22 protein-coding genes and 1 pseudogene are annotated in these 23,557 nt (G+C 62.2%); 9 read left to right on the forward strand and 14 right to left on the reverse strand.

Going from position 1 to position 23,557, the window contains the following annotated elements:
* Positions 1-79 precede the first annotated feature (79 nt).
* The 6 genes from ACXAD2_RS27710 to ACXAD2_RS27735 all read right to left on the reverse strand — a co-directional run bounded on the left by ACXAD2_RS27710 (position 80) and on the right by ACXAD2_RS27735 (position 7,753).
* Positions 80-2,338, reverse strand: a complete 2,259-nt coding sequence (locus ACXAD2_RS27710) for a FepA family TonB-dependent siderophore receptor (protein WP_475177959.1) — start codon at positions 2,336-2,338, stop codon at positions 80-82.
* 459 nt (positions 2,339-2,797) lie between these two features.
* Positions 2,798-4,102, reverse strand: coding sequence for a TRAP transporter large permease (locus ACXAD2_RS27715; RefSeq protein ID WP_475177963.1), 1,305 nt, complete (start codon positions 4,100-4,102; stop codon positions 2,798-2,800).
* On the reverse strand, positions 4,102-4,605 hold the full coding sequence (locus ACXAD2_RS27720) for a TRAP transporter small permease (RefSeq protein ID WP_475177965.1): 504 nt from the start codon (positions 4,603-4,605) through the stop codon (positions 4,102-4,104). Before ACXAD2_RS27720 ends, ACXAD2_RS27715 begins: the two co-directional genes overlap by 1 nt.
* Entirely contained in the window at positions 4,605-5,576 is a 972-nt protein-coding gene (locus ACXAD2_RS27725; RefSeq protein ID WP_475177969.1) for a TRAP transporter substrate-binding protein, read from the reverse strand. Before ACXAD2_RS27725 ends, ACXAD2_RS27720 begins: the two co-directional genes overlap by 1 nt.
* Positions 5,577-5,687: 111 nt before the next feature.
* Positions 5,688-6,872 (reverse strand): LysR family transcriptional regulator, encoded by a 1,185-nt coding sequence (locus ACXAD2_RS27730; RefSeq protein ID WP_475177973.1) that lies wholly within the window; start codon positions 6,870-6,872, stop codon positions 5,688-5,690.
* Positions 6,869-7,753: a DUF1932 domain-containing protein gene (locus tag ACXAD2_RS27735; RefSeq protein ID WP_475177975.1), complete on the reverse strand. Its 885-nt coding sequence runs from the start codon at positions 7,751-7,753 to the stop codon at positions 6,869-6,871. Before ACXAD2_RS27735 ends, ACXAD2_RS27730 begins: the two co-directional genes overlap by 4 nt.
* Before the next feature lie 159 nt (positions 7,754-7,912).
* Here ACXAD2_RS27735 and ACXAD2_RS27740 point away from each other — a divergent pair, with 159 nt between their 5' ends.
* The 4 genes from ACXAD2_RS27740 (at position 7,913) to ACXAD2_RS27755 (ending at position 11,614) form a co-directional block, all read left to right on the forward strand.
* A complete protein-coding gene (locus ACXAD2_RS27740) occupies positions 7,913-8,644 on the forward strand; it encodes a PIG-L deacetylase family protein (RefSeq protein WP_475177980.1) in 732 nt (243 codons plus the stop codon).
* A gap of 114 nt (positions 8,645-8,758) precedes the next feature.
* A complete protein-coding gene (locus tag ACXAD2_RS27745; protein WP_475177984.1) occupies positions 8,759-9,724 on the forward strand; it encodes a VOC family protein in 966 nt (321 codons plus the stop codon).
* Between the two features lie 78 nt (positions 9,725-9,802).
* Complete coding sequence (locus ACXAD2_RS27750; protein ID WP_475177988.1) at positions 9,803-10,474, forward strand: 4-carboxy-4-hydroxy-2-oxoadipate aldolase/oxaloacetate decarboxylase; 672 nt, start codon at positions 9,803-9,805, stop codon at positions 10,472-10,474.
* A 63-nt stretch (positions 10,475-10,537) separates the two neighbouring features.
* Positions 10,538-11,614, forward strand: coding sequence for a 4-oxalomesaconate tautomerase (locus ACXAD2_RS27755; RefSeq protein WP_475177990.1), 1,077 nt, complete (start codon positions 10,538-10,540; stop codon positions 11,612-11,614).
* Positions 11,615-11,700: 86 nt separating this feature from the next.
* Here ACXAD2_RS27755 and ACXAD2_RS27760 read toward each other — a convergent pair whose 3' ends face one another.
* From ACXAD2_RS27760 to ACXAD2_RS27775, 4 genes are read right to left on the reverse strand one after another with little or no spacing between them, the layout of a single operon-like run.
* Complete coding sequence (locus ACXAD2_RS27760) at positions 11,701-12,357, reverse strand: dienelactone hydrolase family protein (protein WP_475177991.1); 657 nt, start codon at positions 12,355-12,357, stop codon at positions 11,701-11,703.
* Entirely contained in the window at positions 12,354-13,385 is a 1,032-nt protein-coding gene (locus ACXAD2_RS27765; protein ID WP_475177994.1) for a TAXI family TRAP transporter solute-binding subunit, read from the reverse strand. The genes ACXAD2_RS27760 and ACXAD2_RS27765 overlap by 4 nt, the downstream gene beginning before the upstream one ends.
* A gap of 16 nt (positions 13,386-13,401) precedes the next feature.
* Positions 13,402-15,324, reverse strand: coding sequence for a TRAP transporter permease (locus ACXAD2_RS27770; protein ID WP_475177996.1), 1,923 nt, complete (start codon positions 15,322-15,324; stop codon positions 13,402-13,404).
* The gene (locus tag ACXAD2_RS27775) at positions 15,324-16,244 is read right to left on the reverse strand and encodes an amidohydrolase family protein (RefSeq protein WP_475178000.1); all 921 of its coding nucleotides are present in this window, start codon (positions 16,242-16,244) and stop codon (positions 15,324-15,326) included. Before ACXAD2_RS27775 ends, ACXAD2_RS27770 begins: the two co-directional genes overlap by 1 nt.
* A 104-nt stretch (positions 16,245-16,348) precedes the next feature.
* Between ACXAD2_RS27775 and ACXAD2_RS27780 the strand changes: the two genes are divergently transcribed.
* The 5 genes from ACXAD2_RS27780 to ACXAD2_RS27800 all read left to right on the forward strand — a co-directional run bounded on the left by ACXAD2_RS27780 (position 16,349) and on the right by ACXAD2_RS27800 (position 20,582).
* A complete protein-coding gene (locus tag ACXAD2_RS27780) occupies positions 16,349-17,260 on the forward strand; it encodes a LysR family transcriptional regulator (RefSeq protein WP_475178004.1) in 912 nt (303 codons plus the stop codon).
* A gap of 299 nt (positions 17,261-17,559) precedes the next feature.
* Entirely contained in the window at positions 17,560-17,883 is a 324-nt protein-coding gene (locus ACXAD2_RS27785; RefSeq protein WP_475178007.1) for a hypothetical protein, read from the forward strand.
* 604 nt (positions 17,884-18,487) lie between these two features.
* Positions 18,488-18,904 carry a hypothetical protein gene (locus ACXAD2_RS27790; RefSeq protein WP_475178011.1) on the forward strand — a complete coding sequence of 139 codons (417 nt, stop codon included), beginning with the start codon at positions 18,488-18,490 and terminating at the stop codon, positions 18,902-18,904.
* Positions 18,905-18,983: 79 nt separating this feature from the next.
* Positions 18,984-19,424 carry a hypothetical protein gene (locus ACXAD2_RS27795; protein WP_475178013.1) on the forward strand — a complete coding sequence of 147 codons (441 nt, stop codon included), beginning with the start codon at positions 18,984-18,986 and terminating at the stop codon, positions 19,422-19,424.
* Between the two features lie 1,065 nt (positions 19,425-20,489).
* Positions 20,490-20,582, forward strand: coding sequence for a hypothetical protein (locus ACXAD2_RS27800; RefSeq protein ID WP_475178429.1), 93 nt, complete (start codon positions 20,490-20,492; stop codon positions 20,580-20,582).
* Positions 20,583-20,590: 8 nt separating this feature from the next.
* Here the strand turns inward: ACXAD2_RS27800 and ACXAD2_RS27805 are convergent.
* The 4 genes and pseudogenes from ACXAD2_RS27805 to ACXAD2_RS27820 all read right to left on the reverse strand — a co-directional run.
* Positions 20,591-21,412, reverse strand: a pseudogene (locus ACXAD2_RS27805) (transposase); the annotation flags it as partial.
* A 54-nt stretch (positions 21,413-21,466) separates the two neighbouring features.
* A complete protein-coding gene (gene tnpB / locus ACXAD2_RS27810; protein WP_068242687.1) occupies positions 21,467-21,820 on the reverse strand; it encodes an IS66 family insertion sequence element accessory protein TnpB in 354 nt (117 codons plus the stop codon).
* Positions 21,814-22,224 carry a transposase gene (locus tag ACXAD2_RS27815; RefSeq protein WP_475178020.1) on the reverse strand — a complete coding sequence of 137 codons (411 nt, stop codon included), beginning with the start codon at positions 22,222-22,224 and terminating at the stop codon, positions 21,814-21,816. Before ACXAD2_RS27815 ends, tnpB begins: the two co-directional genes overlap by 7 nt.
* Positions 22,225-22,585: 361 nt before the next feature.
* A complete protein-coding gene (locus ACXAD2_RS27820) occupies positions 22,586-23,539 on the reverse strand; it encodes an exonuclease/endonuclease/phosphatase family protein (RefSeq protein WP_475178023.1) in 954 nt (317 codons plus the stop codon).
* Positions 23,540-23,557: the final 18 nt, after the last annotated feature.

A 23,557-nucleotide genomic window follows, 5' to 3' on the forward strand; every position in this document is an offset into this window, starting at 1 on the left:
TATGTGCATGAATTTATGTCCACGTCCCACCCGCGGTTCGTGAGGGTGGGACCATCTCGTGCATAGCAATCGCCTCACCTCAGAATGTCTTGGTCAGGCCAAAATAGTAGGAGCGCCCCGGCTCGTTATAGGTCTCAGCTCCGTCGCCCGAGCGCAGAATTGAGGTATCGAAGACGTTGTTGATCCCCGCCTTCAGATCGAAGCCGTTGTCGAAGCGGTAGGTCATGCCAAGGTTGACCAGCGTGTAGGGATCGCGGTCCTCGGTGTCGTCCTCGGCATATCCGGTGTAAGCACTGTACTCCGCCGCCTCGATCGGCCCGTAATGGGTCAGCGAAGGGATCAGCGCAAACTGGTCGTTGATGTTCCAGGTCAGCGAGGCGTTGATCGTGTAGTCCGGCACCAGCGACAGCGGAACGTCTACCTCGACGTCGGGATTGTCGGCGTCACCCTCGATCTCGACCTTCTGGCTCGAGTTGATCATGTAGGTGCCGTTCACCGCCAGCGAGACGCGCTCGCCTATCGGCATGGCGAAGCTGCCCTCAAGCCCTTCGACCATCAACTCGGGGATGTTCTCCCACTGGTAGAGCCGCACATCGCTGCCATCGACCGTGGCGGTGCCGATCTGCTCGGTCCCGGCCTGGATCTTGTTACGATAGTCGTTGTGGAAATAGGTCAGCGTCGCATTGATGCCGCCGAGGCTGTTGTAGGACACACCGATTTCCGAGTTGATCGAGGTCTCGGGATCGAGGTCGTCATTGCCCAGCACGTAGCACGGGCCGTTTCGGTAGTAAGGATACGGACAGCCGTTCCCTCGAGTTGAATACACGTAGGTGTCCGACAGCTGGTAAAGCGTCGGCGCCTTGAAGGCCTTGGCGACCCCGCCCTTCACGGTCCACTCCGAGTTGACGGCGTAGGACGCGTTGATCCCGCCCGACCAGCTATAGCCATAGGTATCAGCACCATCCACCCGCAGCGAGGGCGTCAAGGTCAGGCGATCTGTCCACTCGATATTGTCCTCTAGGTAGAGGCCGACATTGAGCTGTTCGGTGATGTCATCGCCCGAGGTCGAGTTGATGCTGCCGTCGTCGCTGGTGATGGTCGAGAACGAGCTATAGTCGCTGAGGTCGAGCCTCTCGTAGCGCACCTCGGCGCCCAGTGTCAGCGAGGACGGCCTGCCAAGGAAATCATTGTAGATATATGCCTCGGACTTGCCAGCGATCGCCTGCAAGATCGCGGTATCCCAATCACCCGAGTTGATCCGCCCCTCGCCGCCGCCGGCGGTGCCTTCCTGCAAACGGCTGTTGTCGGTATGCTCATACTGCAGGTAGCTCATCGTCTCACCCCAGCCGTAGCTGCCGTTGTGGGTGATCGCGAAGGTTCCCCGCTCCATTACATTGGTTTCCTCGCCGTCCTCGGCGAGCTGGTTCACCAGGTCGTCGCCACCGCTGCCGAGGCTACCACCCAACTGGGTGTCGCCAGCGTAGACGTTGCCCTGGCGCGACCAGCCAAGGTCGAAATCGAACCGGTTGTTGTCACTTGGACGCCAGCTCAGCATCAGCGAGGCATCTTTGTTGATCACGCCCTCGCTGCCGGCGGAATAGCTGCAGTCTTCGTCGCTGTCGCAGTCCACCGCTTCGGCGTTGATGTCAGGATCATCCGCATCGGTCTTGTTGTAGCTGCCCGAGAACCGCAGCGAGAAATCCTCGTTCAGGCGCTTGGCCCAAAGCAGGTTGTAGCGCTGCGTCACGCCTTCCTTGTCGCTTTCCGGCACATCGAAATACGTGCCGATCTGCAGCAGATCCTCGTCGGGGGCCTTGGTGATGATGTTCACCACGCCGCCCGCTGCGCCCGAGCCGTAGCGCGCCGCAGCCGGGCCGCGGATGACCTCGATGCTCTCGACCAGCTCGGCAGGCACCCAGTTGGTATCGCCGCGGGTGTCACGCTCGCCCGAGCGGCCCATCTTCACCGAGGTGCGCGACAACACCGGCTTGCCGTCGATCAGGATCAGCACGTTTTCCGGGCCCATGCCGCGGATATCGACCTGCCGCTGATTGCCGCGCTGGCCCGAAGCCGAGGTGCCCGAAAGGTTCACACCGGGCATCTTGCGGATGATCTCAGACAGGTCGTTGGCGACCGGCTGGCGTTCGAGATCGTCTTCGGTGATGGTCGAGGTGCCAAGCGCTTGCTTGATCTGTTCCTCGGCGGTCAGCACGATCGTGCCAAGCTCGTACCCCTCGTCTGCCAGCGTCAGGTCCTGCGCGGTTGCGGGAGCGAGAGGTGTGAAAGAGAGAAGTAGGACGGCCGTGCCAGAGCTCAGCCGCGCGCGTGCGGAGGCCATGCGCGTTCCTTTCTGTTTTACAGTGAGGGAAGTGCGCTGGCGGTGGCTGGCTTTTGTCCCTCGAACCACTCGCTCCGGACAAAGTCAACTAGTTTAGTCGGAATTTAATAAATAAAAATAAATAGTTAGAAATTCAGGTGGACTTCAGGTTCCGATGCGACACAGAAGAATTGACGTCTGCGTCAAGCGCAGGGGCGGAGCCACCCATGCCGCTTCTGACGCATGAAACTTCGCGAATTGGTGCAACCCGAAACCCGAAACTCGAATTCGCCACGCATTTTGACCGGGGTTTCGGGCCTCACTCCCTTTTTCTCCAGGAACAGAGAGGGGTATGGAGGCCTTGGACGAAGCCGCGGTCACCACACCGAGCTTCACTGCCAGAACATCAACAGCAAAGCATTGTATCAATAGGCTCGTGGTGGGAAGCGGTCGAGGCGAGGGCTATGCCCTCGCCTACACTCAATTGAACATCGAGTTCGGAATTGCCGTTGCGATTGGCGGGAAGACGATGATCAGCAGTAGCCCGACGATCATCGCCACGAGGAAGGGGAAGACACCACGGAACACCGTAGTCAACTGCACTCCTTGCGCCACACCCCGCACAACGAAGACGTTGAGGCCCACCGGCGGGGTGATCATGCCCATCTCGATGACGATCACCGCCACCACGCCGAACCAGATCGGATCGAAACCAAGCGCCGTGATCACCGGGAAGACGATCGGAATCGTGATCACCAACATCGACAGCCCGTCCATAAACATCCCGAGCACCACGTAGGCCAGCAAGATCACGATCAGCGTGCCATAGGCCCCAAGACCCAGCGTCTCGAGCCCGGCCCCGAGCGTCGCGGGGATATGCGTCACAGCAAAGAACGGGTTCAGCACGTTGGCGCCAATGACGATCATGTAGAGCATGGCACTTGTCTGCAACGTGTCCAATAGCGCCACCTTCAGAGAGGCAAAGTTCAGACGCCGCTGCGCGAGCGCGAGGATCAGCACAAGGCCGGCGCCGATTCCGGAGGCTTCGACCGGGGTGAAGACACCGAGGTAGATGCCGCCGATCGATAGCACGATCACCCCGATGAGCGGCGCGGCCTCGGCCAGCATGCGGAAGCGCTGCGCCATCGGCATCCGCTCGCCGCGCGGGCCGGCCTCGGGGTTGAGCGTGGCGATCAGCCAGATGGTTCCCATGAAGAGCGCCATCAGAAGCACGCCCGGCAGGATGCCCGCCATGAACAGCCGGCCGATCAATTCCTCGGTGAGGATCGCGTAGAGCACGAAGCCGGTGGAGGGCGGGATCAGAAAGCCCAGCGTACCGCCCGCGGCAATGGCGCCAGTTGCCAGACTGTCGGCATATCCGAGGCGCCGCATCTCCGGAAGCGCAACCTTACCCAGCGTCACCGCGGTGGCGACAGACGAGCCCGAGACCGCCGAAAATGCCGCGCAACCCAGCACCGATGCCGAGGCCAGGCCACCCTTGAAACGGCCGACCCATGCATAGGCAGCATCGTAGAGCCCGCGCGAGTAGCCGGCGGCGGAGGAAATGTTGCCCAGAAGAATAAACATCGGGACGACGATCAGCGAATAGGAAGCGACCGCGGAATAGCTCTCGGTCAGCAGCACGGCGCCGGCGCTGCGGAAACCTTCGAGACCCCAATAGCCAAAGAAGCCCACAAGCAGCATGGCAAAAGCGACAGGGGTGCGCAGGATCATCAGAACGAACAAGCAGGCAATGCCCACCACGCCCGCGGCAACAGGTGTCATCACTTGGACCCTTTCCCGGTCAACAGCAGGACCAGCTCGGCGGCAAAGACCAGAACGCAAAGCCCGGTGCCAGCAGCGAGGATCCCGTAAAAGGGAGCAATGGGCAGACCAAGCATGTTGGTCGCGTCGCCCCATTCAAACGCGTCCAGCGCTTTGAGCGCAGCGCGCCAGCACAGCACCGACAGAACATAGCCGGAGACGAGCCGGCTCAGCACGTCGCCTAGCAGCCGACCCCAGCGCCCGAGCACGCGATCGAAAATGTCGACGGACACATGCGCGCCCTGCGCCGTGCAATAAGGTAGCGAGGACATCACGACGGCGACGGCCGCAAGCTGGATGATCTCGTTGAGGCCGAGGATGGGCTGGTTTAGAGCATAGCGCATTAGCACGCCGCTGAAGATCAGCACCATCATCATCAGCAGGCAGAGCGCACCGATCCACGCCAGCCCTCGCGTGGCCCGGGCAAAGGGTTTTGCCCAGGACGCCTGTTCGAGAAGTGCCATCAGTCCGCCAGCGCTTCGACGATGGCCTGCGCCTCGCCGCCGGTCTCTGCAACAACCTCTTCGGTCACCTTGAGAGCGGCCTCGTTGAAAGCGGCGGCCTGCTCGTCGGTCAGCTCGATGACCTCCTTGCCGTCCATGCCGCGGAAGGCCTCGATACCATCTGCGGCGACGGTCAGCTGCACCTGATTGCCGAGCACGGACGCCTCGCGGCCAGCCTCTTCGACAGCGGCCTGCTCGTCGTCCGACAAGCTCTGCCACGCGTCGCGGTTCATCAGGATGAAGAACGGCGAGTTGGTGGTTTCCATGCCGAGCGTCAGGTAGTTGGCCACCTCGCCCAGCTTGAAGGCACGGGTGGCGGTCGCGTCGATCATCGCGCCGTCGATCACGCCGGTCTGCATGGCATTGTAGATCTCGGTCACCGGCATCGAAACCGGGGTCGCGCCCCAAGCCTCGACCAGCTTGCCGGTGTTGCGCGAGGGCACGCGGATCTTCTTGCCAGCAAGGTCATCCGGCGAGTCCACGGCGGTATCGCGCATGTAGAGCACATTCTCGGCGCTCGACCACAGAGAGACCAGCTTCACCCGACGATACTCGGGCTGGAACAGCTCAATGTTCTGCCAGATCTTCTCCGTGCCAGTGCCCTCTTCGACCACGTCGGGCAACTCGGCGACTAGAGTCAGCGGGAAACTCGAAGCGGTGTAGCCGGGCAGCGAGATAGCAAACTCGGCGACGCCATCCACGACACGGCTGTACTGCTCGACCGGGCCCGGCCCGAGCTCGCCGCCGTTGTAAAGCGTGACGGTCATCTCGCCGTTCGACTTCTCGGCCACCATGTCGGCGAAGGGCTGGAAGGCGCCCGCGACATAGGGGTGGGTCGGCGGCATGAAGTTCGCGAACTTCATGTCCTCGGCGACAGCGGCGCCGGCCACGCAGGCAAGCACGGACGCGGCAGTGAAAGTGGTGAAACGCATGATTGTCCTCCCCGACAAAGAGGGGCCGGACAACGCGCCGGCCCATGTCAACACATGCCCTTTTCGGAAGGACTGGGCCAATTCAAAATAGGTCATCAGGATAAGTTTAGGCTATCGCATTGGTATGCTAGCTGCTGCCTCGCGGAGCTGATTCAGCAGCAGGCTTTGAGCTTGGGTCGGGACCCAGTCGCCCCGCAAGGTCAGGCCGATCGGCCGGTTCGCCCAGCCTCCGGCGACATCAAGCCTCTGCAGGGTTCCATTGGCAATTTCCGCTACTGCCTGGGCCTCGGAGATGCAACCGATGAAGTCCCCCCGCGCCAGAAGTTCGCGCATGAAGAGGATCGAGCCGGCCTCGATCACACTTGAAGGCCCACCCCCGGGGCTTCCCGTGAAAAAGGCATCGAACCGGGCGCGGGACGGCGTGCCTTCTCGTGGAACCACCCAGCTCTGCCGGGCCAAGTGTTCTGCGTCCAGTGCTCCCGCTTCAGCCAATGGATGCCCAGGCCGGACCACACAAACGAGTTGGTCATCAAAGAGCGGCTCCTGCACGACGTCCCCAATCGGCGCGGGGTCACGCAGCGCACCTAGAATGAAGTCGATTGCACCTCGCCGCAGCCCAACGAGTAAGTCATCATAGACCCCGTCGACGATGCGCAGGGGCTGATGCGGACGCTGAATGCGGAATGCTGCGACGGCCTGAGGCAAAAGCACTGAGCGCGCCATCGGCAACGCGCCGACGACGATCTGCCCGACCTCACGCCCGTCGATCTCGGCGAGATCCGCCTCAGCCTGTTCCAACTCTGCAAAAGCAAGACGCGACGCCTGCGCGAGCTTCACCGAAGCGCGGCTCGCGATTAGCCCATTGCGGCGCCGCTCGAACAGTTCCTGCCCGGCTTCGGTCTCCAACTGGCTGATCGCCCGATGCACGGTCGGTTGCGCATGGCCGAGACTGCGCGCCGCGAGCGTGAAATTCTCTGTGTCCACCACCGCGATGAGCGCTGAAAGCTGTGAGCTGGAAGCGGTGAGGCAAAGCCGCGGCGACAGCGCGGCCAGCACCGGGTCGAGCCGCCCGAACGCCCGTGCGACCCTCACACCGAGAACCTCTCCGCGTTCGGTGGCAAACACCCCCTGACGCGTTCGGTCAAAAAGCGGCCCTCGCGCTTGGTCCTCAAGCTTGGCAAGAGCCTGCGTTACCGCCGGTTGCGAGATGCGGGTGCGCGCCGATGCGAGCGTCAGCGAGCGCAACTCGAGCACTGCAAGGAACACCCTTAGGTGGCGCAGATTTCGCGAGATCATAGTTTGGCCAAAAGCCTGTCGAGGCGCGGCATCAACTCCACCTCGCCGGGATCGACGCCAAGCTCGGCGATGCGGTCTTGCCAGAGTGCCGTGGCCCTCGCCATTTCGCCCCCCAGTCCGAGCGCCTCCACCGTCAGCGCAACCTCCCGCATCTCGGCGGCGCGCCGACCACCATGAACCATCATGCGCTCGAGGTTGTAAGCCCCCCGCGTCCGCCACGGGACATTGCCGTCGGAGACCTCTAGCGATCCGATCACCGCCTCTTCCACTCCGGCCCGTCGCGCTGCGAGAAAGCATTCTGCGTGGAGCGCCTCCATTCCCTTGATCATCACCGAGCGCAGCATCTTGATCGACGAGGCCTGTCCGACTTCATCCCCGGCAAAACGGGGCTGCATTCCAAGTGCCTCGAGTTCGGCAATCCCTGCCGCGGCGTGGGGTCCCGAGACCAGCAGCGGCACGAGATGACGCTTTGGATGGACTGGAGCCATCACCGCCACGTCGACGTAACGTCCACCTGCTGCCTCGATCTTCGACGCAGCGGCGCGCTTCGTCTGCGGAGCGCAGGAATTGCAGTCGAGCCAGAGCGCGCCCTCGGCCAGCCCCGCGGCCGCCACTTCGGCCGCCACAAGGGCTTGGTCCGCGGTCACCGTGCTGAACACCACCCCGGCTCCGCGCAGCGCGTCCTCGCTGCAGGCCTCTCCAGATACACCCGCCCGCGCGTAGCGGTCTGCCATCTCGGCGGCACCTTCTTCTGTCTCGCTCTTAATATCATAGGCGGATGTGCGGCCCTGCGCCTCGACGGGCCAGCCAGAAAGAAAGGCCTGCGCCGCCTCGCCAAATCCTATGAAGGCCAGCTTTTTCGGATTACCAATGTTCTGCATGCTCGCGCTCCTCCTATGCATTGCCATCATGCTTCTCATACCTTCTCGCAGATCTCTATATGGTATAGCCATTTCTTATGCTGTCGGACGCGTTTCGAAATTGCCCGCGGCGGACCTCCCGTGACATGCCCATTGCAAGACATCCGGAGGAGACATCACATGTCCGACAAGAAAACCGCGCTCATCATTTCCGCTCACGCAGCCGATTTCGTCTGGCGCTGCGGCGGCGCCATCGCGCTGCACGCAGAACTTGGCTATGAGGTCACCGTGGCCTGTCTCTCCTTCGGCGAACGCGGCGAGAGCGCGCGTCTGTGGAAAGAAGGCAAGTCGCTGCAGGAAGTGAAAGACATCCGCCGCGGCGAGGCCGAGAATGCCGCCGAGGCGCTCGGCGTCCACGAGCTGGTGTGCTTCGACAAGGGCGACTACCCGCTGCATCTCGACCAGTCCGACAAATACGAGCTCGTGGACCTCATCCGCAAGGTTCAGCCGAAGTTCATGATGAGCCATTCTCAGTACGATCCTTACAACACCGACCACATGTACATGTCGCAGGTGTCGCTAGAGTGCCGGATGATCGCCCAAGCCTGGGGCCACAACCCCGGAGAAAAGGTCCTCGGCGCGCCGCAGCTCTATCTCTTCGAGCCACATCAGACCGAACAGATGGGCTGGAAGCCCGACACTTTCCTCGACATCACCCCGGTCTGGGAAAAGAAGCGCAAGGCAATGGAGTGCAACGAGGGCCAGCTGCACCTGTGGGATTATTACACCCGCGTCGCGCAGCAGCGCGCCAACCACTTCAAGCGCAACTCCGGCGGCATGTCGGGCGGACGCGATTGCAAGTACGCTGAAGGCTTCCAGTCGATCTTCCCGCGCACCGTGGACGAACTCTAATCACTCCACCGGCGCGTCACGGGAGTGCGCGCCGGGTATCCTGCAGCAGACGACCAGCTCAGCGCGAACGGCCGGTCCCTATAGCGGAAATCCCGCCCCTTTCGGAGGAGAAACATGAGCCAGCCGACCAATCCCAGCTTCGACATCGCCCATCTCGGCCATGTGGAGATGCTCACCGACAAATTCGAAGAAAGCCTCGATTTTTTCACCCGCGTCTACGGGCTGAAGCTCTCGGGGCAGGACGAAACCAGCGCCTACCTGCGCGCCTGGGACGACTATGAGTATTGCACGCTGAAACTGACCCGTTCGGACACCACCGGCGTTGCCCACATCGGCTACCGTGCCGCATCGCCCGATGCGTTGGAGCGCCGCGTCGCGATCATCGAAGCCTCGGACTTCAAGGTACACGGCTGGACCGAGGGCGACCTGAGCCATGGCCGGGCCTTTCGTTTCGAGGACCCTTTCGGCCATGTCTTCGAGATTTACTACGAGACGCGCTGGTACGAACCGCAGGAGGATGCCGAGCGCGCCGCGCTGAAGAATACCGCAAGTGCCTTCGAAGGCGCCGCGCCGCGTCGGCTCGATCACCTGAACCTGCTCAGCTCGGACGTCACCGAGTTCAAGCGGTTCATGGAAACCTGCCTAGGCAGCCGGGTGACCGAGTACATCCAGCTCGACAACGGCCGTCTCGGCGGCTGCTGGTTCACCGTCAACAACAAGACCTACGATCTGGCCTGCACCGAGGAACACGGCGGCGGCAACGCCCGGCTGCACCACGTGACCTATGCCACGGACCAGCGCGAGGACATCCTGCGCGCAGCGGACATCTTCCTGCAGAACGGCGTGCACATCGAGACCGGCCCGCACAAGCACGCGGTGCAGGGCACTTTCTTCCTCTACGTCTGGGAGCCCGCGGGCAACCGCGTCGAGCTGGCCAATGCCGGCGCGCGACTGATCCTCGCCCCTGACTGGGAGCCGGTGTGCTGGACGCAGGCTGACCGTATGAAGGGTCAAGCCTGGGGGCTGAAGACCATCGAGAGTTTCCACACCCACGGCACCCCGCCGGTGAACAAGGGCTGACGCCCCTACCCAGCGGTGCCGCCTCGGGCGCCGCCGGGATTTGCGTATCTGAAAAGAAAAGAATCTGGAGGAGCCATCATGGCAGTGGTCGTTCAAAACGTGGCACGGGCCGACAAGGACGTCATCGACGCGCTGGGACGCGCGGGCGTCGCCACCGTGCACGAAGCGCAGGGCCGCAAGGGCTGCCTGCAGAGCTACATGCGCCCGATCTATCCCGGCGCGCAGATCTCCGGCTCGGCGGTGACGATATCGGCAGCGCCTGGGGACAACTGGATGGTGCACGTCGCCATCGAGCAGCTGCAGGAGGGCGACATCCTGGTGCTCGCACCAACCTCGCCCTGCGACAACGGCTATTTCGGCGACCTGCTAGCCACCTCGGCGCAGGCGCGCGGCTGCCGCGGGCTGATCATCGACGCGGGCTGCCGCGACGTGAAGGATCTCAAGGAAATGAACTTCCCGGTTTGGTCCAAGGCCATTTCTGCACAGGGCACCGTCAAGGAGACGCTGGGCTCGGTCAACGTGCCGATCGTCTGCGCCGGCCAAGCGATCGAGGCGGGCGACATCATCGTGGCCGATGACGACGGCGTTGTAGTCGTCAAGCGAGCGGAAGCTGAAGCGGTGCTCGAGAAGGCCGAGGCGCGCCTTGCGGCGGAAGAGGCCAAACGTCAGCGCCTGGCAGCAGGCGAGCTTGGGCTGGATATTTACGACATGCGCCCGCGGCTCGCCGAGAAGGGCCTGAAGTACGTCTGATCAATGTGCCCGGGGGCTGATCCCCGGGCACGCCATGCTGTCCGGGAGAGCAAAGGGAGCGAGATGGGACAGATCGAGAATTACGAGACCGCAGGCCTGCCCTGCCTCTGGATGCGCGGCGGCACGTCCAAGGGGGCGTATTTCCTCGCCTCCGACCTCCCTGCCGACGCCGCAGAGCGTGACAATCTTCTGCTGCGGATCATGGGCTCGCCTGATCCGGCGCAAATCGACGGCATCGGCGGGGCGGACCCTCTGACCTCGAAGGTCGCGGTCCTGGCACCGCCCTCGCGACCGGATGCCGACGTGGACTATCTTTTCTTGCAGGTCTTCGTGGACCAGGCACTCGTCTCGGACGCGCAGGGCTGCGGCAATATCCTCGCCGGGGTCGGCCCCGCCGCCATCGAGCGCGGACTGGTCCCGGCCTCGGAGGACGAAACCTCGGTGCGCATCCACATGCGCAACACCGGCGAGATCGCCGTCGCCCGCGTGCAGACTCCGGAGGGTCGCGTCAGCTACCACGGCGAGGCGCGCATCGACGGGGTGCCCGGCCATCACGCGCCGGTGCCGCTGATGTTCGAGGGGCTAGCCGGCTCCATGTGCGGCGCGCTGCTGCCGAGCGGCAATCCGGTGAACGTGATCGACGGCGTGGAATGCACGCTGATCGACAACGGCATGCCATGCGTGATCCTGCGCGCCTCGGACATGGGGATCACTGGTAGCGAGAGCCGCGAGGCACTCGATGGCGACGCAGGGCTGAAGGCGAAACTGGAGTCGATCCGCCTGCAGGCCGGGCCCCTGATGAACCTAGGGGATGTGACCGAGAAGTCGGTGCCAAAGATGACACTGGTCTCGCCGCCGCAGGCGGGCGGCGTGGTCAGCACCCGCAGCTTCATCCCGCACCGCTGCCACGCCACCATCGGCGTCTTTGCCGCGGTCAGTGTCGCGACCGCCTGCACCCTCCCCGGCACGCCCGCCGCCGAAGTAGCAGAGCTACCAGAGGGTGGTACCTTCGCCATCGAGCATCCGACCGGCGCGGCAGAAGTGCTTCTGGAGCGGGAAGCGGAGGGCGTGGTACGGCGCGCCGGCTCCCTGCGCACGGCGCGCAAGCTCTTCGATGGGCGGGTCTTCCCCCGGGCCTGAGCGAGCATACCGGACAACGACAAAGGGCTCCGGACAAAATCCGGAGCCCTTCTTCATGTCTGCCCTGCCCGTGCGGGCGAGAGGCCTCAGCCGAGGTGCTTTGCGAAGAACTCTTCGGTGCGCGCATGCGCCAGGTCCGCAGCCTCGGCGACGTAGCTGGGGCGCGCGTCGTTGGCAAAGGCGTGGCCAGCATCGTAGAGGTGCACCTCCATCTGCGGCAGGTAGGCCTGCGCCTCGGCCAGCATCTCGGGCGGCACGTGGTCGTCGCTGCGACCGAAGTGGCCGAGCATCGGCGCCCGCAGCGGGCTGTCGAGATATTGCGGCAGGCGCGTGCCGTAGAAGGCGACCGCGGCATCCGCGTCGGTTTTCTGCGCGGCGCGCAGCGCCAGGCCGCCGCCCCAGCAGAAGCCGATGACCCCAACCTTGCCGCCCTTTGCCCGCAGCGCGTCGATGGTGGCGGAGATATCGGCCATGGTCTCGTCGAGCTTGGCGGCCAGCATCAGGTCACGCCCGATCGGGCCCTTGTCGAAGGGCACTACGGTGGCGCGCTGCTGGCGGTCGAAAAGCGCCGGGATCGCCACATTGTAGCCGAGCGCAGCGTAGCGGTCCGCCACGCCCTTCAGCTGGTCGGTGATCCCGAAGATCTCCTGCAGGATCACGATGCCGCCGCGGGCCTCGCCCTGCGCCTGCGCCATCCAGCACTCGAAGCTGTGGCCGTCCGCGGCCGTGAGGGTTGTCATCATTTATTGTAGTCTCCTCGAAAAGCACCGGGGCCGCACGTGCGGCCCCGGCTCCAGATTGTCACTCGCCAACGGTGATGCCAGCTTCCTCGTAGTAACGCAGTGCACCCTCGTGGTAGGGCGTCTTGTTCACCGGCGCCATTTTGGAGAAGTCCGCCCGCTTGAAGGCACCAAAGGCCTCGCCGAGCGCGTCCTTGTTCTCGGCGATCGCCTTGACCATGTCGTAGATCAGGTCCTCCGAGAACTCCGGCGTTGGTCAGCAGCACCCAGGGGATGCTCATGAGGTTGGCCCCCGAGTTGGCCAGGCCGTTGACGTTCTCGTTCTGCGGCATCTCGACGATGGAGCCGGCCGAGAGAAACTCCTTGAAGGCGCTTACGCCCCCTTCGGAGTTGTCGAGCGAGATGTAGCACAGCCCACCTCGGTCCTTGAGCTGCACCGCCGCCTGCTGGCCCGCACCGGCGTTGAGGCTGACCAGCGAGATGTCGACCAGCCCGTCGCCGAGCGCGTTGATCCCGTCAACGAAGCTTGACACCGGCACGTTCGTGAAATCGTCGTAGCTCAGCCCGCCGGAGGCCAGCGCGCCCATGATGTAGAAGGGAATAATCGTCGACGATGTGTATTCCGACGCGATGCGCAGGTCCGGTCGGTCCTTTAGATCGGCAACCGTCTCGAGCCCCAGGTCACAGGGCGCCATTATGCCCGTGGTCAGGTTGAACATGGTGCCGACAAGGCGCACATCGGGGTGCGCGCGGTCGAAGTTTCCGTTGCCTTCGTAGGCGAACTCGGCCTCGACACCGTTGGAGAAGCCAAAGTCGACCTCACCCACCTGCAGCAGCGGCATGTAGCCCACCAGCGGCTGGGTGCGCACGGTGATGCCGTTGTCATTGGCGATCCGAGCCACCGCCTGGCCCGAGTTGTAGGCCAGCGAGCCTTGAGCCCCGGTCGCCATCGAGACGACCTGCGCCTCGGCCGCAGTACCGAGCGTGAGACTTGTGAGCCCCGCGATCGCAACGTTTTTGAAGATGATCATATAGGTTCCTCCCGAATTAAACCTTGGTGTTCGCAGCCTGCCCGTTGCCGGCTTTTGCCGGCTTGGTCAGGATCAGACCGGCCGCGAGTACAACCGCTCCCGCCGCAGCGAGCATATGAGCAATCATCGGCAGCCCGATGAAGCCGAGCGGTATGGCAAACGCCCCGAGGATCACGAAGAGGACCCTCAGCACGATGTTGAGCGAGCGCCCCCAGTAGCCCGAGATGCCGATAGTCACGGCGGCGACGCCAAGCGTCGTAAGCACCGCTGCGATCAGCGTCTGCTGCGTGGTGCCCTCGAAAAGCAGCTCGGGGGTGGCGACGAAGGCGAAGGGCAGGATGAAGGCCGCCCATCCGATGCGCATCGCTGCACCGCCGGTGGCGATGGCCCCCGCGCCCGAGATCGCCGAGGCGGCAAACGCGGCCAGCGCGACGGGCGGGGTGATCATCGACATCATCCCGAAGTAGAGGATGAAGAGATGCGCCGCGATTGGCGTCACACCTGCTTCGACCAACGAGGGAGCGACCAGTGCCGCCAGCAGCACGTAGACTCCCGAGGTCGGCATCCCCATGCCGAGGATGATACAGACCACCGCCGAGATCAGCAGGAGCAGCGTGATGCTCGAACCCACCGAGTCCACCAGCAGCAGAGTCAGCGCAAAACCGAGTCCGGTGATGTTGAGCACGCCGATAACGAAGCCCGCCGCGGCGACCACGAGGATCAGGTCGACCATCGAAGTGCCGGTCTGCACAAAGACGTCAAACAATGTCTTCGGCGAAAGCCGGGTACCGCGGTAGCCGCGCAGGAAGCCGACGACAACGATGGCGAGCGACGCCAGCAGCGCCGAGTCTTCAGGATCGAGGTGCATCCAGAAGAGGCCATAGAGCAAGATCGCGAAAGGAAGCAGGAAGTGCCAGCCGTCCTTCATCACCTGACGCACAGTGAGCGTACCCTCTTCGGGTGCCTTGATCCCGTCGCGCGCGGCGATGAGATCGACCTGCAGAAAGACGGCGAGGTAGTAGATCACCGCCGGCACCAGCGCCGCGCCTGCGACCATGGTGTAGGGAATGTCGAGGAATTCAGCCATGAGAAAGGCCGCCGCGCCCATGATCGGCGGGGTCAGCTGCCCGCCGGTCGAGGCCACAGCTTCGATCGCGCCGGCGTCTTCCTTGGAGTAGCCGCCGCGCTGCATCAGCGGGATGGTGATCACCCCCGTGGTGGCCACGTTCGACACCGCGCTGCCAGAGATCGAGCCGAAGAGCGCCGATCCGACGACCGCGATCTTAGCACTTCCGCCGCGCGAGCGGCCGGTGGCCGCCATGGCGAGGTCGGTGAAGAAGCCGCCGCCACCCGCCGCAAAAAGCAGCTGGCCGAAGAAGACGAAGAGCAGCACGGTGATCGTGCCCACCGCCAGCGGCGCCGAGAAGACGGCAGAGCTGTCGAAGCCTACGTAGTCCACCAGCCGCTGCGGCGACAGCTCGCGCCCGATCAGCCGGCCGGGCACCTTGTCGGCAACCAGCGCGTAGAGCAGGAACACCCCGACGATCCCAAAGAGCATGAGCCCAGCACGGCGCCGGATGCCCTCCATCACGCCAATCACCACCACCGCGCCGATCAAGGTGATCTGCCAAGGGCGATAGAACTGCTCCTTGAGCAACCAGACGAAATCATAGGCGGCATAAAGCAGCGTACCGAGGCAGATCACCGCGATGCCAAGGTCCAGCAGGCTCGGGCTTTCGACTCTGTCGCCGCTGGGGCCGTAGCGCAGGAAGGCGATGGTTAGCGCGAGGCCGAGCTGCAGCGCCATGTACTGCTGCTTGAGAAGCGCAAAGCCGAGGCGTGTGTGCGCCTCGAGGTTCCACAGGATGCAGGCCACGCACATCAACGTGGCAAGCCCCGCAATGGTCCAGCGCACCCAGGGCGCTTGGTTGGCAGTCATCAGATTGCCTCCTCGGGCCAGTAGAGCCGCATCGGGTTGGCGACGAGCAGCTTGTGCTGCAGGTCCGCCGTCGGAGCGATGCGCGGGATCATGTCCACCAGCTTGCCGTCATCGGGCATGTGCGAGCGCATATTCGGATGCGGCCAGTCGGTGCCCCAAAGTACCCGGTCGGGATAAGCTTCGACCAGAACGCGGGCAAAGGGCACCACGTCGTCGTACATCGGGCCGGTCGCGGTCAGGCGCTCGGGACAGGACACCTTGATCCAGAACCGCGGGTCTTCCATCAGCGCGCGGACCCGTGCAAATCCCTCGCTGTCGAGGCCTTGGGTCACATCTGGACGGCCCATGTGGTCGATTACGATGGTCCCGGGAAGCGAGCGGATGAAGGGCTCCAGCTCTTCCAGCTCATTGGACTCGAAGTAGATGACGATGTGCCAGCCGAGCCGGGCAATCCGCTCCGCGACCTTCACGTAGCGGTCTTTGGGCGCGTCGCCCACCAACCGCTTGAGGAAGTTGAAGCGCACGCCGCGGATGCCTGCCGCATGCAAGCTCTCCAGCTCGTCGTCGGTGATCGACTCGTCCAGCACCGCGACGCCGCGCGCCCGTCCCTCAGACTTCTCGATCGCGTCGAGCATCGCCGCGTTGTTCGTCCCGTGACAGGTCGCCTGCACGATCACATTGCGGGCAAAGCCGAGGTGGTCGCGCAATTCGAAGAGGGTTTCGGCTGCAGCGTCCACCGGGGTGTACTTCCGCTCTGGCGCGAAAGGGAAACTCGCCGCGGGTCCGAAGACGTGGCAATGCGCATCGACCGCCCCCACCGGAGGCACGAAGGCCGGTTTCGCCGGCGCGGGGTGAAAGGGAATATAGTCCTGGCTCGGCCCGCTCACGCGCACCGAGTCCGACCCTTTGGTGTCTACCATGGGGATCTCCTCCATCTTTGCCCGGAAACCTGCCGGAAGAATTTTTATTTGTTAAATTGATTCTCATGTTAAACTTTATTCACCGCGATGATGGAGGCACGTAATTGCTTAATAATTTCGACCTTAACCTGCTCACCGTTTTCCATGTTCTGGTGGAAGAACGCAGCGTCACGCGCGCAGGTGAGCGGCTGGGCCGGACTCAATCGGCAGTGTCGAACGCACTCAAACGGTTGCGCGACCGCTTCGAGGACCCGCTCTTCGTGCGCACGCCCGAGGGGCTCAGCCCGACGCCCCGGGCCGCGGACCTGGCGCCGGTGGTGGCGCGCATTCTGCGCGACGCCGAAGCCGTGGCCTCCCGTCCCGACGACTTCGACCCCTCTGCAGCAGAGGCACGCTTCACTATCGGCGCCCCCGATCGCTTCAGTCTTCCGGTCTTCGTTCCACTCTTCGAACGGCTACGACGGATTGCCCCGAAGATCGGAATCCACCTGCGCACCACCGACCGCGACTACGCGATCCGGCTAATCGATTCCGGTGATATCCAGATCGCCATGGGCTGGTTCGACATCACGCCGCCGCACATCCGCAGGCTCTTCGCCTTCGAGGACCGCTTCGTTTGTCTGTGCCGCGCTGACCACCCGCTGATCGCCAAGGGGATACACCTCGAGCTTGAAGACATCCTCGCCTATTCCCACCTTGTAGTCAGCTCGACCGGCGACTCCCGCGCTGCGTTTGACGCGGTGCTCGAGCGCCATAGCTGCCACCGCACCATTGCAATGACAGTGATGAGCTTCACCATCGTACCCGAACTGCTGATGCGCTCCGATCTGGTCGGCGTTTTCACCAACCGAACGGCGGAATACCTTGCCCGCCGCAATCCGTTGGCCATCGCGGAGATCCCGCTTGAGATGGCGCCGATCGCCAACCACCTAATCTGGCATAACCGTATGACCGCGGATAAAGCGCACAGCTGGCTGCGGCAGGAACTGCACCGTGCCTGGTCGACGCCCGCCTGATCGCACAGGAAAGGCCTACGCCAAATCTAGCTGGCAACCTGTCGGCATCGCGCTGAAGAATTTGCCTACGGCGCAAAACCCCGTGCTGATTGCATTGAAACCCGCCCAGCCACGCCTAGAGAAAAGCTCATCGCTCAACTCAGCCTTGCAACTCAGTCGGGAAGTCCGAACTCCGGCGGCCAGACCGGGGCTGCTTTGAATCGGGAAAAGTCCGGCAGTTCTCATCGGGACCCAAGCAGCCGAGGCAAGACCAAGCATGCATTGTCAGATTTTTTCTTCGTCTCTGACCAGTTTGGCCAATGTCACTCATCGAAGAGGCGTTCAGAATTTCAGACCATCATCAAGAGGCCCATATGTCACCCGATCAGATGAAATCTTTCCTCGACGAGCTCGCGATCCTTACCGCCAAACACAAAATTGAAATCATCGTTGCGTGCGCTCGCCTCGGCTTCGTGCCACAAAGCGAATGGTTTGCGGGCTATGAGGCCTTCGACACCAAGCCTTTTGGCGGCGCCGATTATTGGGCGGAGGGCCGCTGCAGCGGGACGGACTGCGTTGTAAGCGTCGATCCTGCCAAGCTCTCAAATCATGAGAAGCTAAAAATAATGCATTCAAAGACATGATTTCACCACTCTCTCGATTGAGGGCAAAAAAATCCCTCCGAGAAACCACCAAATAAAAGGTCAAGCTTTCGGTAATTGAGAAATATGACCCACTGCCCGGATGGCGCTTGACTGCCGAGACTCTTCCCGAGATGCTTCATGCCAAATCATGAACAAATCCGACACAGGCAATTCAAAAAAACAGACACCCCCAATAAATCCCTTTCACCTCCAAGAAACACCTTCACAAATCTAGCATCACTTTGATGGTGAGAGGAAAATATGGCTGGCCAGACGTGTCACGCGCCCAATGCAAAACGAGAATTACGCCCGAAACATAGAGTGGATATCTAAATTATATCGCGCATAAATTTTAAGAATTTCCTTCGCCAATCTCGGATACAGCTAATATCCTTTATATAACGGCATCAATGGTAGCCAGCATAGGAAAACCAGAAAGCAAGAGGACCGACTAGACTCACTACAAGTCTTTCCTCATTCCCTCACCTCCTGTCCGCGCATTTGGCCGCACACAGACCGGAGGTAGCGGAACCGAGGCAACAAAAACTAGGAGCAGCAGGCGGGCTTGACGCTGTCACGAATGACAGCGCGACCAAGAAAGGAGATGCATTTGCATACCTCACGATCGAAGACCCTCACCGCCGACCCGCAACTGGCCGCCGTGCGACATCATTTCGACGAACACGGCTCGGCCATGGTGAATGCTGCCGCCCTCATTGGCGGTCCCGCCGCAGCACGCAATGTGGTCCGGCTGCTTGGCGATCTGCGCGAGGCCACCCACCTTGATCGCACAATCAAGCGGAAGCTTGTCGCCCTGCACCGGCTTCTTTCTCTCGATCCCTTTGGGGAGGGAGAAGAGCCAGATCTCGACCTGTCCAGCCTTCTGGACCCGGCAAGCCGTGAAGTTGAAGAGCTTTGCCTCTTGGCAGATCACTTCTTCGAACTGCTCGAGGACGTCGGGGCCCTGGCGGACGCGCGTGACGCCATGGCGGAAGCACTCTCCCAACACTGGGCCGCCTGAGCCTTTCCCGTCGGCCGCAATGCGGCCGGCGGCTTGACCGTCGCGCACTCCCGCGCGGCGCACATCTGGGAGATTCCAAATGTTTAAGCAGCACCAAGACTTTTCAGTTGTGGAGTTATGGGCCGAGTTCCTGTTGGGGCTCCAGTTCTTGTCGGACGACTTGGACCAGAGTTCTGAGGCATGGCCCGCGGAAGAATTCTCCGAAGTCGAGAAGATGCTCTCCGACCTTCGCACAGGCGGCCCATTCTGTGACATCGCGGGCGGGACCATTGCGCTTCTCCAGAGCGCTTTCGAAGAAGCGCTCGATACCCAGACTCTTGGGTACCACAGTAGGTTCGATGGCATCCACGACCCGGATGTTGGCGACGTTGGCAGGATAGTGGAGGAGCGTATCCTCACTCCACACGGTGCAAAAGTGCAGTCGAACCTTGATCGGTTCCAAGCGCTTCTCAGGATGCGCAGCCTTCTTGCAGCTCGCCTTGATGCTGACCAGCAACTGGCGGCCCTCACATCACGCTAGGGACGCGCCCGAACAGACTTCTAAATCGCATCACTGGATTTGGCGACAAATAGGAAAGAGAGCGGACGAGCTTCCATCGGCATTAAACAGACGCCACCCCGTCAGAACAGAAGGTAAGCCGTGGACAGTCGAGCCCGTTCGGTCAATGCAATTGAGCCCCCGTTTGAACAACGGGGGCCGCCTCCTTCGCCCCCATGATCGTAGCGTGAACTGAATGGGTTGAGGCGTGTTCAGCGGGCCTGCGCTGGCGGGATGCTCCGGGAAGATCACCAGAGCCAGGCCACATCCCAGAACCACCTTCGAAGGCATGCCCCGAGACAAAAAATTGCGCCTCCAGTAGATTTCTCTTGGTCATCTCGGTGAACGACCAATGTTCTTGTCACCAGCACCCCAAACCAGCCTCCGCACCGGACCGAAAGGAAATTGCCGAAACTCAAGCATCCACCAGCGACGAAACATGACGCTGTTGAACCCAGCACAGCAACGCCGTTTCCGCCACGGCGCGAAGGGAGAGCGAAGTACTCAATACCGCCGCGCTCGACCCTGCCCCGGCGCGTCTGACCCCTCCTTCGATGCCGACAAGCACCTACGCCGTCATAGCGCAAGTCTCCGCGAGTTGCTCGACGCGCTCGATGAGCCGAGCGGGCTTGCGGCTCCATGCAACCTTCAGCCAGCCGATCCCGGAAGGCAATATCATCGAGACTGCCCTGCGCAACCTCAAAGGCATTCCTTGCCGACTGGAAACGCTCGTCGCTCGGCCGATTGGCCATGAGCGGGGTCTGCCGGCGTCAGACATGTCCCGGTAACCCGGCGCGCAGCGAGCGTCAGCGCGTGACTGGCGCGACGCCGTCGTACCAAGTGAAAGCCGGGACGCGCTCACCCTTTTTGTGGTGACTACGTGCCGACCAAGGGTTCTCGGCAGAGCAAGCTTCTGACCTCTAGCCCGAGCTCGCACCCATTTTCGAGGCCCTGATGCAGGCTCGACGCGACATCCGGGCCAGGATCGCCGATCGCGATCGCCGGATCCGCGTGACTGCCAGACACCATCAGACGGTCCGCTTGCTGATGACCACACCGGGCGTCGGACCGACCACTGCGATGTCAGTCGTCGTGGCTTTCGATGATGCTGGACAGTTCCGTCACTCGTTGAGTGTCTAAGCCAAACTTGGCCTGACGCAGCGCCCAAGCGCCCAGAGGTAGCCGGTCTTGGTCCGGCCACGGCCCGGGTCGAGCACCGGGGCGGTGGTCTCGTCCATGAAGAGCTTGGTCGATCCCTTCAGGTGCTCGGTCAGTCGATCGACCACGGGGCCGAGGTGGAAGGCCGCAGTGCCGGCCCAGTCCGCCAGGGTGCTGCGATCGACTTGGATGTCGGAGCGGGCAAGGATCTGGCTTTGGCGGTAAAACGGAAGGTGGTCCGCGAACTTGGACACCAGCACGTGGGCGATGGCACCCTCAGTTGGAAGACCGCCTTCAATCAGCCAGGGCGCGGCAGGTGCCTGAGTGACGCCATCCGAACAGATGCGGCAGGCATACTTCGGCCGGATGTCGACCAGCACGCGAAGCTGCGCCGGGATGATGTCGAGGCGCTCGGTGCGGTCCTCGCCAATCCGATGCATGCGGCCGCAGCCGCAAGGGCAATCGAGGCTGGCTGGCTCAATCACACGCTCGATGCGTGGCAAGCCCGCAGGCAGATGGCCGAGGTTGCGCTGCCGTGACCGGCGCGGCGTCGTGGTGGACGGCGCGGCCTGCTCCTTGCGGGTCTCGACCTCGGCGACGGCGGTTTCCAGGTCCTCAAAGGCCAGCTGCCGGTCATCATCGCTCAGCTTCTCGGACCGCTTGCCATGCACGACATGGTTCAGCTCGGCAATGAGATGCTCCAGCCGCCGGTTGGCGTCCTTCAGCGCGTCGTTCTCCTGCAACAGAGCCAGCACAGCGGCGCGCTGGCTCTCGGGGATCGCGGAAAGGTCGATAGGCGGGGCGCTGGACATGGGCGGATTATACCGCGCCCGGGGTGCCGATGTCCGGCTATTCAGCGCGGTGAGTCACTCTGCCACAGCCGGCCGGCGGACCTCCAGTGACCGCACGCGGCGCCAGTCCAGGCCGGCGAACAGGGCCTCGAACTGTGCCCTATTCAACGTCATCGCCCCGTCGCGGACCGCCGGCCAGGTGAAGCTGCTTTCCTCCAACCGCTTGTAAGCCATGACCAAACCGCTGCCGTCCCAGAACAGGATCTTCAACCTGTCGGCGCGCTTCGAGCGGAACACGAAGACCGTTCCGGTGAATGGATCCTCGGCCAATGTCGACTGGACCAGGGCTGCGAGACCGTCATGGCCTTTCCGGAAGTCCACCGGCTTCGTGGCCACCAGGATCCGAACACCCTGCGAGGGCATCAACATGGATGGGCCTCGAGCGCGTGGACGATCTCGGCGATCCGGGACACAGGCGCATCCTGCGCGAGCTCGATGACGACCGAACCCCGTACAATCCTGATCGGTGCCTCGGCGCAGGGCAGTTCGGGCTCAGAGGCAGCCGCGATCTCATCGCGGATGACAAGAGGCGCGAAAACTGGTTCGTCGATCTCGAGCGCAGGCAACACGAGCTTGCCTTCCTTTGCGAGCCGTCGCCACGCCGTCAGCTGGCTCGGCATGATCTCATAGCGCGCAGCGACACCCGACACCGTCGCCCCGGGCTCCAGCGTCTCGGCTACCGCCTGCGCCTTCACGTGTTCCGGCCAGCGCCTCTGACCGGAGGCGAAGACTTCAACACCAAGCGCTGTGAGAAACGAATTCTTTGCGAACATTGCGAAACGCACTCCTTCTCTTCGGATGCGTATGAACTCGCAACGATGCCTATCGTCGGCAATGTGGGGCGCAGACAGCGCTTACTTTCAAATTCTTGTCTTCATCTTTTCACGCTCATTCGTGCACTTTGAAATATTCTTACCCATCTGCAGGAATGGGGATCCTGACCCAGACTGGGATGTGATCTGTAAATTTTTGCGTGTATAGATCGAAATTTGGCTCACCGTTTGTCGCCCTCACAGGCCCCACGTCACTGAAGACTTGTACGAAATAAAACATACCATAGTCGTATTGGTCAGGTCCGAGTGACCCCGCCTGATCGTTGTGGCGACCTCTGGGCAGGCGGGTATCAGTCGTGATCTAGGCGATGTGATCAAAGGTTTCGGTGCGTCGTGCATTGGTGAGTATACCTCCGTCGAGGAAAGGGAAGTTGATCTTGGCTCGAAGGCCCTTCTCTTCGTTAATGGAGGTAAGATAAGCAGCCATCGCTTTCCGTCGTTTGTCCACGCTGGACTCAAAATCCAGGTTGATATCAGCCATCAAAAGGAAGCTCTTGCCTTCGTCGATCACGGTTCTGCGGCTGTCGAGCAAAAGCCATTCCAGAAGCGCGAAAAACTCCAGTTGGCGCTCGGCCTTGCTTTTTCCGGAAACCAAATACGCGTTCACGATGTAGAGCTCATAGGCACCGGCTGGACCCTCAATCACAAACTCAATGATGTGAGATGTACGAATGAACTGTACGAACCTCTTCAGCTTTGCTCCCATTAGCTTCTGTTGACCGCTGAGCCATTCGGAGATTTTCGCCAAGACCCTCTCCTCACCCGCGATTTCGATTTCCTTGCTGACCAGTGCGCGCAGTGCATCATTGCTGTTCTCAATCACCGCAGAGCGATCAAAGGAAAGATCCGAGGCAAGATCTCCGCGTGTGACCCTGTCGGAGCGGTAAAGAAAAGCGTGGCGTTCGGCCATGCCTTCGTATCCCGGTGCCATGCCCGTGACATCGCTAACGACGACGTCCCAAGGCGCCCCATCTCGGCGCAGGCGGTCACGCAACTCATACAAGCTGCCCGTGTCGCGCTGCACTTCCTGTATCGCGATGATATCGGCTTGCGCACACGCCCGTTCGATCAACGCAAATGCACCAGGCGACCTCTTTGGCACGCCACGCTCTTCGAAAGCACCAAACTTTCGATTGTTCCAACTCAGAAGCACAACCGAAGTGTTGCGTCGCACCGGAAATCCGTAAGCAAATCCGTTTTGATCCAGATGCGCGCCAATCTGAGCCCATTCTTCTTCAGAAAACCTTTCACTCATGCACTTTTGCCCTTTTGG

This window comes from Salipiger sp. ABN3_019 (assembly GCF_056158605.1).

What these genes read in the sequence shown, in the direction of transcription:
- ACXAD2_RS27750 (WP_475177988.1), top strand. Translation starts at nt 9,803, where the DNA reads ATGGCAGTGGTCGTTCAAAACGTGGCACGGGCCGACAAGGACGTCATC.
- ACXAD2_RS27785 (WP_475178007.1), top strand. Translation starts at nt 17,560, where the DNA reads ATGTCACTCATCGAAGAGGCGTTCAGAATTTCAGACCATCATCAAGAG.
- ACXAD2_RS27760 (WP_475177991.1), bottom strand. Translation starts at nt 12,357, where the DNA reads ATGATGACAACCCTCACGGCCGCGGACGGCCACAGCTTCGAGTGCTGG.
- ACXAD2_RS27710 (WP_475177959.1), bottom strand. Translation starts at nt 2,338, where the DNA reads ATGGCCTCCGCACGCGCGCGGCTGAGCTCTGGCACGGCCGTCCTACTT.
- tnpB (WP_068242687.1), bottom strand. Translation starts at nt 21,820, where the DNA reads ATGTTGATGCCCTCGCAGGGTGTTCGGATCCTGGTGGCCACGAAGCCG.
- ACXAD2_RS27740 (WP_475177980.1), top strand. Translation starts at nt 7,913, where the DNA reads ATGTCCGACAAGAAAACCGCGCTCATCATTTCCGCTCACGCAGCCGAT.
- ACXAD2_RS27730 (WP_475177973.1), bottom strand. Translation starts at nt 6,872, where the DNA reads ATGATCTCGCGAAATCTGCGCCACCTAAGGGTGTTCCTTGCAGTGCTC.
- ACXAD2_RS27755 (WP_475177990.1), top strand. Translation starts at nt 10,538, where the DNA reads ATGGGACAGATCGAGAATTACGAGACCGCAGGCCTGCCCTGCCTCTGG.
- ACXAD2_RS27735 (WP_475177975.1), bottom strand. Translation starts at nt 7,753, where the DNA reads ATGCAGAACATTGGTAATCCGAAAAAGCTGGCCTTCATAGGATTTGGC.
- ACXAD2_RS27725 (WP_475177969.1), bottom strand. Translation starts at nt 5,576, where the DNA reads ATGCGTTTCACCACTTTCACTGCCGCGTCCGTGCTTGCCTGCGTGGCC.
- ACXAD2_RS27715 (WP_475177963.1), bottom strand. Translation starts at nt 4,102, where the DNA reads ATGACACCTGTTGCCGCGGGCGTGGTGGGCATTGCCTGCTTGTTCGTT.
- ACXAD2_RS27795 (WP_475178013.1), top strand. Translation starts at nt 18,984, where the DNA reads ATGTTTAAGCAGCACCAAGACTTTTCAGTTGTGGAGTTATGGGCCGAG.
- ACXAD2_RS27815 (WP_475178020.1), bottom strand. Translation starts at nt 22,224, where the DNA reads ATGTTCGCAAAGAATTCGTTTCTCACAGCGCTTGGTGTTGAAGTCTTC.
- ACXAD2_RS27800 (WP_475178429.1), top strand. Translation starts at nt 20,490, where the DNA reads ATGACCACACCGGGCGTCGGACCGACCACTGCGATGTCAGTCGTCGTG.
- ACXAD2_RS27820 (WP_475178023.1), bottom strand. Translation starts at nt 23,539, where the DNA reads ATGAGTGAAAGGTTTTCTGAAGAAGAATGGGCTCAGATTGGCGCGCAT.
- ACXAD2_RS27775 (WP_475178000.1), bottom strand. Translation starts at nt 16,244, where the DNA reads ATGGTAGACACCAAAGGGTCGGACTCGGTGCGCGTGAGCGGGCCGAGC.
- ACXAD2_RS27745 (WP_475177984.1), top strand. Translation starts at nt 8,759, where the DNA reads ATGAGCCAGCCGACCAATCCCAGCTTCGACATCGCCCATCTCGGCCAT.
- ACXAD2_RS27720 (WP_475177965.1), bottom strand. Translation starts at nt 4,605, where the DNA reads ATGGCACTTCTCGAACAGGCGTCCTGGGCAAAACCCTTTGCCCGGGCC.
- ACXAD2_RS27770 (WP_475177996.1), bottom strand. Translation starts at nt 15,324, where the DNA reads ATGACTGCCAACCAAGCGCCCTGGGTGCGCTGGACCATTGCGGGGCTT.
- ACXAD2_RS27765 (WP_475177994.1), bottom strand. Translation starts at nt 13,385, where the DNA reads ATGATCATCTTCAAAAACGTTGCGATCGCGGGGCTCACAAGTCTCACG.
- ACXAD2_RS27790 (WP_475178011.1), top strand. Translation starts at nt 18,488, where the DNA reads ATGCATTTGCATACCTCACGATCGAAGACCCTCACCGCCGACCCGCAA.